Raw genomic sequence first — 11,698 nt, 5'->3', positions numbered from 1 at the left:
GATGTGTGGGGCGGGGGCGCTTCCGGCGCGGGGGCCAGCAGTCGGGTTAACCAGTCCCGGCCCCAGGCCAGGACGCGGGTGAACAGGCTGCTGTCCTCGGGTTCGGCGAAGCGGGCCTTGGCGTCGATCTGGCGCGAGCGCAGGGCCTGCTGGAAGAAATCGCCCACCATGGGCAGGGCGCTGTGGGCGCCCTGGCCCCAGTAGTCGCTGCGCAGGGTGATGCGGGCATCGTTGAATCCGACCCAGGCGCCGGCCACCAGCTGGGGGTGCATGAGGATGAACCAGCCGTCCGTGTTGTCCTGGGTGGTGCCGGTCTTGCCGGCCACGTCGGCGCGGATGCCGAAGCGGCTGCGGATGGCGCTGCCGGTGCCCCGGTCGATAACGCCGCGCATGGTGTCCACCAGGGTGTACGCCACCTTGGGGGGCAGGGCCGGTTCCGGGTCCGCCGGGGCGAATTCGGCCAGGATCTTGCCCTTGCCGTTTTCGATGCGGCTCACCAGCACCGGCTCCAGGTAGCCGCCGCCGTTGGCGATGGTGCCGTAGGCGGCGACCATCTCCCTGAGGCTCACCGGGCTGGTGCCCAGGGCCAGGGAAGGCACCGTTTCCAGCCGGCTCTGGCGGATGCCCATGGCCTGGGCCAGGCGGGCGACCCGCACCGCGCCCACTTCCTGCATCAGCTGGGCGGTGACGGTGTTTTTCGACAGGGCCAGGGCGGTGGCCAGAGTAATGGGCTGGTTGCTGGGCGGCTCGTGGTCCGCGGGGCGCCAGATTTCGCCGCCGGCCAGGGGGATTTCCACGGCCTGGTCCATGCGGCTGTCGCCGGGCTGGGCGCCCCGCAGGAAGGCGGCGCCATAGACGAAGGGCTTGAAGGTGGAGCCGGGCTGGCGCTTGGCCTGCTGCACGTGGTCGAAGGCGTCCTGGCTGAAATCCCGGCTGCCGACCCAGGCCCGGACCTGGCCGTTGCGCGGGTCCAGGGCGAGGAAGCCGGCCTGGATGCGGGTCTTCTGCTGGCGCAGGGCAGCCATGAAGGCCTTGTCGGCTAGGAGCTTCTTCAGTGCCTCCTCCTGGCCCAGGCCGGCGGCGACGGCGCTGCGGTATTCCGGCGTTTCGCCCACCAGGGTGCGCACCAGGGGATTGGCGGCGTTCCAGCCGCCGCGGCGGTTCCAGGCCGCATCCGCCTGGTTCTGCAGCACGTAGCCCTGGCGCGCCACGGCCTGGTTGGCCCAGGCCTGCAGGCGGGAATCCAGGGTGGTGTACACCACCAGGCCGTCGGCGTAGGCGTTGTAGCCATGGTCGTCGGCCCAGGCGATGAGCCATTTGCGCAGCTGCTGGGCGAAGTGGGGGGCCGGGCCTTCCGGTTCGCTCTGGCGCTCGAAGTCCAGGCGCAGGGGTTTTTTCTTCAGGCCGTCGAACTGGGCCGGGGAGAGGCGTTCCCGCTTCACCATCTGGGCCAGCACCGTGTTGCGCCGCTGCACCGCCCGTTCCGGGTTGAGCACCGGGTTGTAATAGCTGTTGCCCTTGAGCATGCCCACCAGGGTGGCGCTCTGCAGTACGTCCAGGTTGCCGGCGGAGGTGTCGAAATAGGTGCGGGCCGCCATTTCGATGCCGTAGGCGTTGTAGAGGAAGGGCACCGTATTCAGGTAGGTCTCGAGGATTTCCTCCTTGGTATACAGGGCCTCGATCTTGAAGGCGGTGATGGCCTCTTTCAGCTTGCGCGTCAGGGTGGGGGCCCGGCCGATCTCGTCCGGGTAGAGATTGCGGGCCAGCTGCTGGGTCAGGGTGGAACCGCCCTGACGGTCGCCGGAAAAGGTGTTGAGGGCGGCGCCGGCGGTGCGGCGCCAGTCGATGCCGTGGTGCTGGTAGAAGCGGTGGTCCTCGGTGGCGATGAGGGCTTCCACCACCCGGGGCGACACCTGGTCCAGCTTCACCCATTCCCGGTTGGCCCGCTTGAACACGGCCAGTTCCTTGCCGTCGGCGCTGAGGATGCGGGCCGGCTGCTCCTGCTTGGCCTTGCGCAGGTCGCTGATGCCCGGGGTGAAGGGGATCAGCAGCAGGGTATAGGCCAGCAGCAGGGCCGGCGGCAGGGCCAGGAGCAGCAGCACGCCGCGCCAGCCGAGGCGGCGCAGGCGTTGCCAGTAGTCGAGGAGAAGGGTCTGGAGGCGAACGGTGAGGGTGTGGGGATTCAAGGGCTGGATCGCTTTCCGCTGTCTGGCCGCTGCCCTTGCCGCAGGCGGGGCGGGGCCGGACTTCTTGGCTGGCGCTGGAACGGCTGCCTGGCGCCAATTTTATCGCTGCACCGCAATAGTCGGGGAATTATCGGACGCAAGCCCCCGTTTTCGGCAATGGCCCTTGTTTTTCAACGATTAAATGTGATCCGGCAAGGCCGGGGCGCCGCGCCGGGGCCGGTGGACGGCCCGCCTGTCATACAAGCAGGATGGGCGTTGCCGGCCCGAATTTGGTAATCTGACGCCCGTTTTGTTTAGCCTGTCGCGGCGTTTTTGCCGCTTTGCCCGAAACGGGGAAAAAAAGCACCATGAGCAATCCTTCCGATTACAACGCTTCGTCGATCACGGTCCTCAAGGGCCTGGAACCGGTGAAGCAGCGCCCGGGCATGTACACCCGGACCGAAAATCCCCTGCACATCATCCAGGAAGTCATCGACAACGCGGCGGACGAAGCCATTGCCGGTTTCGCCAAGAGCATCCTGGTCACCGTCCATGTGGATGGCTCCATCTCCGTGGCCGACAACGGCCGCGGCATTCCGGTGGAACTGCACCCGGTGGAAAATGCGCCGACGGTTGAAGTGGTGTTCACCCGCCTGCACGCGGGCGGCAAGTTCAACAAGGGCGCCGGCGGCGCCTACAGCTTCTCCGGCGGCCTGCACGGGGTCGGCGTTTCCGTCACCAACGCCCTGTCCACCCGCCTGGAGGTGGAAGTGGCCCGGGAAGGTGGCATGCACCGCCTGGTCTTCGCTGCCGGCGACGTGGTGGAGCCCCTGGCCCGCATCGGCGATGCGCCGAAGAAGGCCAGCGGCACCCGGGTGCGCGCCTGGCCCGACGCCAAGTATTTCGATTCCCCCACCATCCCCATGGGCGAGCTGGAGCACATCCTGCGCTCCAAGGCCGTGCTGCTGCCCGGCGTTGCCGTCACCCTGCACATCGAGCGTAGCGGCGAGACCAAGGAATGGGCCTACAAGGACGGCATGCGCGGCTACCTGGCCGAGCTGCTGGACGGCACCGATCTGGTGATCCCCATGATCGTCGGCGAGAAATACGCCGGCAAGCCGACCAACGGCGACGGTTTCGCCGAGGGCGAAGGCGCCGCCTGGGCCATCGCCTGGACGGAAGAGGGCGCCCTGGCCCGGGAATCCTATGTGAACCTGATTCCCACCCCCGGCGGCGGCACCCACGAATCGGGCCTGCGGGACGGCATCTTCCAGGCCGTGAAGAGCTTCGTGGACATGCACAGCCTGCTGCCCAAGGGCGTCAAGCTGCTGCCGGAAGACGTTTTCGGCCGCGCCAGCTTCCTCCTTTCCGCCCGCATCCTGGACCCCAGCTTCCAGGGCCAGACCAAGGACCGCCTCAATTCCCGGGACGCGGTGAAGCTGGTCAGCGCCATGTTCCGCGACACCTTCGAGCTGTGGCTCAACGAGCACGTGGAATACGGCAAGAAGCTGGCCGAGCTTTCCATCAAGCAGGCCCAGAGCCGCCAGCGTTCCGCCCAGAAGGTGGAAAAGAAGAAGGGCAGCGGCGTCGCCGTGCTGCCGGGCAAGCTCACCGACTGCGAATCCGACGACATCGAGCGCAACGAACTGTTCCTGGTGGAAGGCGATTCCGCCGGCGGTTCCGCCAAGCAGGGCCGGGACAAGGAATTCCAGGCCCTCCTGCCCCTGCGCGGCAAGGTGCAGAACAGCTGGGAAGTGGAGCCGGACCGGCTCTACGCCAACGTGGAAATCCACAACATCGCCGTGGCCATCGGCGTGGACCACCACACCCTGGAAAGCGACACCAGCATCGACGGCCTGCGCTACGGCAAGGTCATTATCATGTCCGACGCGGACGTGGACGGCAGCCACATCCAGTGCCTGCTCCTGACCCTGTTCTTCCGCCATTTCCCCAAGCTCATCGCCAACGGCAACATCTACGTGGCCAAGCCGCCCCTGTTCCGGGTGGACGTGCCGGGCCAGGGCAAGAACCGCCCGCCGCGCAAGATCTACGCCCTGGACGAGAACGAGCTGGAAGCAGTGAAGGACAAGCTGGTCAAGGAAGGCATCAAGCTCGAAGCCCTCTCCATCTCCCGCTTCAAGGGCCTGGGCGAAATGTCCAGCGAACAGCTGTGGGACACCACCCTCAACCCGGACACCCGCCGTCTGGTGCGGGTGGAATTCGGCGACTACCCCATGGAAGAGACCATCGCCAAGATGAACATGCTCATGGGCAAGGGCGAAGCCAGCTCCCGCCGCGAATGGCTGGAAGTGCACGGTAACGAAGTCGAGGCGGATATCTGACCATGACCCACAAGAACGACGACACCTTGAGCGGCGATCTCTTCGCCGCCGACGACAACAAGGCGACTGCCGCCGAAGTGGCCCAGGCCGAGGCCGTGGCCGAACACTTGATCGAACAGGCAGCGCAAATGGACGGTGCCCTGGAAGCCGCCTCCAGCGGCGATGCTGGCGATGCCGAGGCGGAGATGCCCGTGGCTGCTGCCTCCGGGGGCAGCGGTGGCGGCAACAACCTGGCGCCCCTGCCGCCCCTGCCGACGGACGCCGATTCCGCTCCCCTGGCCCTCTTCGCCGAGCGGGCCTATCTGGAATACGCCGTCAGCGTGGTCAAGGGCCGGGCCCTGCCCGATGTCTGCGACGGTCAGAAGCCGGTGCAGCGCCGCATCCTCTACGCCATGAACGAGCTGGGCCTGACCAGCGGCGCCAAGCCGGTCAAGTCCGCCCGGGTGGTGGGCGACGTCATCGGTAAGTACCACCCCCACGGCGATTCCTCCGTCTATGAGGCCATCGTCCGCGTCGCCCAGGATTTCTCCCTGCGCTATCCCCTGGTGGACGGCATCGGCAACTTCGGCTCCCGCGACGGCGACACCGCCGCCGCCATGCGTTACACGGAATGCCGCCTCACCCCCATCGCCCAGCTGCTGCTCGGCGAGCTGGACATGGGCACGGTGGATTTCCAGCCCAACTACGACGGCGCCTTCCAGGAACCGGCCCTGCTGCCGGCCCGCCTGCCCATGCTGCTGCTCAACGGCGCCTCCGGCATCGCCGTCGGCATGGCCACGGAAATGCCCAGCCACAACCTGCGGGAAGTCTCCGAAGCGGCCATCGCCCTGATCAGGAAGCCCGAGCTGTCGGTGGCCGACCTCATGGAATACATCCCGGCGCCGGACTTCCCCGGCGGCGGCCAGATCATTTCCACCCCCGCCGACATCCGCAACGCCTACGAGACCGGCCGCGGCTCCCTCAAGGTGCGCGCCCGCTGGAAGGTGGAAGAACTGGCCCGGGGCCAGTGGCAGCTGGTGGTCTATGAACTGCCGCCCTCCGCCTCCAACCAGAAGATCCTGGAAGAGATCGAGGACCTGACCAATCCCAAGGTCAAGACCGGCAAGAAGACCCTGACCCAGGAACAGACCCAGACCAAGCAGCTGATCCTCTCGGTGCTGGAAAAGGCCCGGGACGAATCCGACAAGCAGCACCCGGTGCGCCTGGTGTTCGAACCCCGTTCCAGCCGCCAGGATGCGAACGAGTTCATGAACATCCTGCTGGCCCACACCTCCATGGAATCCTCGGCCCCCATCAACATGGTGGCCATCGGCCTGGACGGCCGGCCGCGGCAGAAGACCCTGAAGGACCTGCTGGCCGAGTGGATCGCCTTCCGCTTCGATACCGTGCGCCGCCGCACCGAGCACCGCCTGGGCAAGGTGAACGACCGCATCCACATCCTGGAAGGCCGGCACATCGTCTTCCTCAACATCGACGAAGTGATCCACCTCATCCGCGAGTCGGACGAGCCCAAGGCCGCCCTGATCGCCCGTTTCAACCTCTCCGACCGCCAGGCCGAAGACATCCTGGAAATCCGCCTGCGCCAGCTGGCCCGCCTCGAAGGCATCAAGATCGAGCAGGAACTGGCCGAGCTGCGGGAAGAGAAGGCCGGCCTGGAAAACCTCCTGGCCGACGACAAGGCCATGAAGAGCCTGATCATCAGCGAGATCAAGGCCGACACCAAGAAATACGGCGACGAGCGCCGCACCGTGGTGGAAGCCGCCGAGCGGGCCGCCGTGGCCCAGGTGGTGGTCAATGAGCCCGTCACCGTGCTGCTCTCCGAAAAGGGCTGGATGCGCACCCGCCAGGGCCACGGCCTCGACCTTTCCACCGTCGGCTTCAAGGAAGGGGACCGCCTCTTCGCCGCCCAGGAATGCCGCACCGTGGACAACGTGGTGGTGCTGCTCACCGACGGCCGGGCCTGCACCGTGCCCGTCTCCAGCCTGCCCGGCGGGCGCGGCGACGGCGTGCCGGTAGCCACCCTCATCACCATTCCCAGCGGCGCCAAGGTGGCCCAGATGGTCTGCGGCAACGCCGAACAGCGGGTGCTGCTGGCCGTCTCCAGCGGCTACGGCTTCACCTGCCGCATCGGCGACATGCTCGGCCGCAACAAGGCCGGCAAGCAGTTCATCAGCGTCGAGCCGGGCGACACCATCCTCTCGCCGTGGACCTTCGACAGCCACGAAACCCTGCTTGCCATCAGCAGCGGCGGCCGCCTGCTGGTGTTCCCCATTGCCGACGTGAACGAGCTGCCCCGGGGCGGCCGCGGCGTCATCCTGATGAAGCTCAACGAAGGCGACACCCTGGCTGCCGTGGCCGTCGCCGCCTCCGACGAGACCCTGCAGATCCGCTGCATCTCCAAGACCGGCAAGGAAACCCAGATGTCCGTGACGCCCAAGGACGTGCAAATCTTCCTCAGCGCCCGGGCCCGCAAGGGCGAAGCCTTCATCGGCAGAACCCAGCCGGTGGGCTTCGTACGGGAGACGCCGCAGAAGTAGGGCGGTTGATGGGAAAAGAAAAAGGGGCGCTTAGGCGCCCCTTTTTCTATGATGGTTTTCGACCCAACGTAGGCGACCACTACTTAGAGACTCCAACGACAAGTCTCATATCAATGCTGCCGTTTAGGGTAAGTCCTGAAAGCCAACATCTCGCCCATGCTGCTAATGATCCAAGAAAGAGATAGCCGGTACTACTCTCATATCGCCCATTGGTAATTTGGCTAGCCAAGATGAAGAGCCGACCCGACATCAAGCGTCTGGCTGATGAAGTTTGTCGCCGAGGTAGAACAATCCCCAAAAGCTCGTAACCATCATCTGCCAAAATAATAGCAGGAATACACTCATAAACGCTGCGGATACCCAGACTTGGGCTGCCACCGGTACTAGTGATTTTGTTGCAGGGTAAAGCCCCTGGGAAAATATTGCCAGTACGATCAAAATCAAACTTTCAGCCGTCAGAAATGCAAACATTGAGCAAAGAAAACGTCGCCTAGTTAATTCGATAGCGATGGCTTTTCCTTGCACTTTTATATCCAGTTTAGGGGCGGGCGAAGGCATTGTTTTGTCAATATCAATTCGATTGAATGTTGCAATAGCTGCCAACGCTGCTATGTAAAATCCGGGTAATCCTTGGACAAAACCAAGAATATTACTAATTAGCCCCTTGTCTGCATATAGTGATACTGTGCCGAATGACTTCATTCCAAATATGACGATCATCGTTATAACCGTCAGTACGAGTGGGTAGATCCAATCAACGATCCACTTTGATCGATGTTTAATCACCAAATACGAAAATGGACGTAAAATATGCCAAAGCATCATACCTCCGGGCTAAACAATAGTTTCATTTTGTTTAAGATTGCTGGACAGAATTTTTCGTAAGAGGATTTCAACTCAACCTCAAAGTTCTCAAGCTTTGCTTTTTTAACATAAGCTTGAGCAATTCCTTCTGCCGTACTCATATCAACAGTGCGGGGAATTCCCTCGGGTGTCTTGAACTTAATCTTTGCGTGGTCGTACTCTTCCTTTTGCTTTTTGAATACCTGTACGATTCGATTATATTTGTCTTTAATAGGACGCTCTTCATCTCGAAGAGTAAGAACGAGCGTTTTGCATTTCTCTTTAATGTATCCAGCTTCGTCAAAGTTTGTATATTGATCCTTTTCTGTAATCAACTCGATTGCCTGAATTTTTCCGTTATTCAGGTCATATTTTAATTCATCTGACAAATGTCCTTGAAACTCACACTTATGTACGACGTTGATCTTTTTTGGTTTTCCATTTTCATCGACAGCGCCATCAGGATGAAGCTGTTCATAGTCATCGGGCGATAGTTCTTTTGCATCTTTTAGGATTTTGTTGAACAAGCGCTGAACGACAAAAACACCCAATCCGGCACATTGTTCGATAGCAATCAACGCCGAATCCTGATCATTTTTAGCTAGCTCGACGACGATATGAACCGAGAAATCCTGTCCTTCTTCTTTTTCCTTTTCAGCAGTTCTGCGTTTCTTTTCCTTCGGCACTGTAAAAACAGGGTCTGATATTGTCTTGTCAGACTTGCTTACCAAAATGCACAACAAATCGTCTTGGACCTCCCAGTCCGCTAGGTAAAGAGTTTGCTGTCCTTTTAGTGACTCTTTGATACGTTGATCTTTTGGAATCATTTCCATTAGTTGGAATGCACGACGAACGCTAATGGATTTAGGGGCATCAAAAGTTCTTGAGAAAGCAGTCATATTCATATCGTAAAAGTAGACTAAGCGTTCCGCTTTTTTCATTTTGTTGCATTCCTTTGTTTTGATATTAAGTACTTAGTATATGCCATATAATTTTCTCGTCATCGAGTGCCTGATCTGCATTTACCAAGCTTTCAAAAGCACGTGCGAAGACTGCCTTGTTGATCTAAGAAATCTGTACCTTGAACAAGGTCGAATACCTCCAAAAGCCGATAAGCACTTAATCCCTATCACTGCCTCACCGCCTTCCCCTGAATCGCCCGGTTCAAAGCCCGCACCACTTCCCTCAACCTGATTTCCAGCGTCTCCTGCCCTGCTTGGGAGGCGCTTTGGTCTTCCATGGCGGCGCGGGCCATGCGGATCAGGGAGTGTTCCTGTTCGCTGCTTAGGCCCAGGCGGACGAAGGCGTCTTCCATTTCGTGCAGGTGGGCGATCAGGGCGGCCTGGGCTTGCAGGCGCTGTTCCTGCTGCCGCTTTTCGATTTCTTCTAGGGTGACGCTGAGCTGGGTGACGGCCTGGACGATGGCTTCGGCCTGGGCCAGGCGCAGGTTTTCCGTGCCCAGGGCCTGCAGCCGGGCTTCGGCGGCTTCGGCGACGATGGCCAGGTGGTCCCGTAAGCGGCCGACCCGGTCCGGGTCGTCCTGGGGCAGTTGGGGAATGAGCAGGGTCACCAGGGGGTAGTTGATGACCATGCGTTCGGCGGATTGGACGATGCGGGGCAGGTTGCGGGCGTATTCGAGAATGGCGCTTTCCAGGGGGGCTACCGAGCCCTGGCTGCTGAAGTGCAAGGGGGCGTGGTCGGGGCTGCGGATTTCCACGGCGCCCTGGAGGCCGTAGCCGCCCAGGGTGTTGAAGATTTCCTGGGCCAGTTCCCGGGGGCTGAGGGCAAGGAAGGACTTGCGCATGAATTCGAGCACGGCGCCCATTTCGCCCATGGAGGACATGGCGGAGAAGGCCACGGTCTGGGCCATGTCGGCCCGGGAGGCGAGGGAGTCGCGCAGTTCCAGCTGGCCGATGGCCTGGCGGATCTTGCGGGTCAGTTCGTCGGGCATGAAGGGCTTGACCAGGAAGTCGTTGCCGCCCGCGTCGTAGGCCGCCAGCCGGGTCTCCATGTCGTCGTGGCTGGAGATGAACAGCACGTGGGGCCGTTCGTGGCCGTCCTGGCGCAGGGCGCGGCAGGTGGCGATGCCGTCGAGGCCGTCCATTTCCACGTCGAGGATGATGATGTCGGGCTGCTCCTCCACCCGGCCCAGGCAGGCCTGGCCGTCCTCCAGCTCGATCATGGTGAAGCCCTGTTCTTCCAGGCTGTTGGTGGTGACCAGCCGGGCCAGGGGGTCGTCGTCGACGATGAAAATCTTCATGGTTCCTCCCGCAGATTACTGATTGCTGATGTGAATTGGTTCAGTCGGAAAATTCGGTGGCGGTGCGCACGAAGGCCCGCTCCTGGGCCTGCATGGCGGCCACCACGGTGGGGTCGAAATGCCTGCCGGCCTGGCCGACGATGTAGGCCAGGGCTTCGTCGTGGGGCATGGGCGGCTTGTAGACGCGCCGGGAAATGAGGGCGTCGTAGACGTCGGCCACGGCCATCAGGCGGGCCGAGACGGGAATGTCCTCGCCCTTGATGGCCTGGGGGTAGCCGCCGCCGTCCCAGTGCTCGTGGTGGCCGTAGGCGATCTCCATGCCGTAGCGCAGGAAGTCGTTGTCTTCCCCCACTTCCTTGGCCACCTGGGAAATGGCGTCGCGGCCGATGCGGCAGTGCTCGCGCATGATTTCCCACTCGGCGGCGTCCAGCTTGCCCGGCTTGAGCAGGATGCGGTCGGGGATGCCCACCTTGCCGATGTCGTGCAGGGGGGCGGACTTGTAGAGCAGGGTCACCACCTGGTCGTCCAGGTGGCGGCGGAAGTCCGGGTGGTCCTGCAGTTCCAGGCCCAGGATGCGCACGTAGTTCTGGGTGCGGCGGATGTGGTTGCCGGTCTCGTTGTCCCGGGCCTCGGCCAGGGAGCAGAAGGCGCGGATGGTGGCCTCCTGGCCGGAAATGACCTGCTGCTTGCGCTGCAGCAGTTCCCGGGTCTGCTCCATGTATTCCCGGGTGCGCTGGGCCACCAGGGCTTCCAGGTTTTCGTTCTGCTCCCGCAGCTGGCGGCTGGTGGCGGCCAGCTGCAGGTGGGTGCGCAGGCGGGCCTTGATGCCGGGCATGGAGAAGGGCTTGTGGATGAAGTCCACCGCGCCCAGGGCCAGGCCCCGGGCTTCCACGTCCGGGCTGTCGAGGGCGGTGATGAAGATCACCGGCAGTTCCCGGGTGGTCGCATTGGCCTTGATCTGGCGGCAGAGGGAAAAACCGTCCAGGTGGGGCATGACGATGTCGAGCAGGAAAATGTCGGCCCGGCCGCCCTGCTTCAGGTAGAGCTGGACGTCGGTGCCGTCGGGGAAGGTGCGCACCTCGTAGTCTTCCTGGAGCATGGCCTCCAGCAGCAGGAGGTTTTCCGCCTGGTCGTCGGCGATGACGAGGATGGGCCGGGAGGTCATGGCGCGTTCTCCTGCAACTGGTCCAGATACTGGTGGATGGTGGCGAACAGCCGCTCCAGCTGGTCCGCCAGCTCGCCGGCCAAGACCGTGCTTTCCGGCTCGCCGGCGGCGGCGGCGTATTCCAGGCGGCGGGCCAGGGTGGCGGTGGGTACGGCGGCCAGGTTGGCGGCGGAGCCGTAGAGGGCATGGCCGAGGCGGCGCAGCCGCTCCAGGTCCGGGTTGCAGGCCAGGTCCCGCAGTTCGTCGGGCAGGCGGCCGTTGCTTTCCAGGAACAGGCGCAGAAAGCGCTCCATCAGCCCGGGCTTGACCCCCAGGCGGCTGCGCAGCTGGGGCCAATCTATCGCGTCGGAATCGAGGTCGCTGGCAGGGGGAGGCGGTGGGGTTGC

The 11,698-nt window shown here is 62.7% G+C and carries 8 protein-coding genes; 2 read left to right on the top strand and 6 right to left on the bottom strand.

Going from position 1 to position 11,698, the window contains the following annotated elements:
- Positions 1 to 2,186 (bottom strand): penicillin-binding protein 1A (locus tag AC1RTA_RS15685; protein ID WP_492785259.1); only part of this gene is annotated, 2,186 nt, incomplete at its 3' end.
- Between the two features lie 347 nt (positions 2,187 to 2,533).
- On the opposite strand from AC1RTA_RS15685, the gene AC1RTA_RS15680 reads away from it, so the two are divergent.
- Both AC1RTA_RS15680 and parC read left to right on the top strand, forming a co-directional pair.
- Positions 2,534 to 4,507: a DNA topoisomerase IV subunit B gene (locus tag AC1RTA_RS15680; protein WP_014237813.1), complete on the top strand. Its 1,974-nt coding sequence runs from the start codon at positions 2,534 to 2,536 to the stop codon at positions 4,505 to 4,507.
- Between the two features lie 2 nt (positions 4,508 to 4,509).
- Entirely contained in the window at positions 4,510 to 7,044 is a 2,535-nt protein-coding gene (gene parC, locus AC1RTA_RS15675; RefSeq protein WP_492785258.1) for a DNA topoisomerase IV subunit A, read from the top strand.
- Positions 7,045 to 7,293: 249 nt separating this feature from the next.
- Here parC and AC1RTA_RS15670 read toward each other — a convergent pair whose 3' ends face one another.
- The 5 genes from AC1RTA_RS15670 to AC1RTA_RS15650 all read right to left on the bottom strand — a co-directional run.
- The gene (locus tag AC1RTA_RS15670; RefSeq protein ID WP_492785257.1) at positions 7,294 to 7,764 is read right to left on the bottom strand and encodes a hypothetical protein; all 471 of its coding nucleotides are present in this window, start codon (positions 7,762 to 7,764) and stop codon (positions 7,294 to 7,296) included.
- 101 nt (positions 7,765 to 7,865) lie between these two features.
- Positions 7,866 to 8,828, bottom strand: a complete 963-nt coding sequence (locus AC1RTA_RS15665; RefSeq protein ID WP_492785256.1) for a hypothetical protein — start codon at positions 8,826 to 8,828, stop codon at positions 7,866 to 7,868.
- Between the two features lie 188 nt (positions 8,829 to 9,016).
- Positions 9,017 to 10,147 carry a response regulator gene (locus AC1RTA_RS15660; protein ID WP_014237810.1) on the bottom strand — a complete coding sequence of 377 codons (1,131 nt, stop codon included), beginning with the start codon at positions 10,145 to 10,147 and terminating at the stop codon, positions 9,017 to 9,019.
- A gap of 40 nt (positions 10,148 to 10,187) precedes the next feature.
- Positions 10,188 to 11,312 carry an HD domain-containing phosphohydrolase gene (locus tag AC1RTA_RS15655; RefSeq protein ID WP_130458601.1) on the bottom strand — a complete coding sequence of 375 codons (1,125 nt, stop codon included), beginning with the start codon at positions 11,310 to 11,312 and terminating at the stop codon, positions 10,188 to 10,190.
- A partial coding sequence (locus AC1RTA_RS15650) for an Hpt domain-containing protein (RefSeq protein ID WP_492785255.1) occupies positions 11,309 to 11,698 on the bottom strand: 390 nt, incomplete at its 5' end. The genes AC1RTA_RS15655 and AC1RTA_RS15650, both read right to left, overlap by 4 nt.

Source organism: Azospira sp. MPR-E4, assembly GCF_058809645.1.
This window is presented reverse-complemented; position numbering and strand designations above follow the sequence as displayed.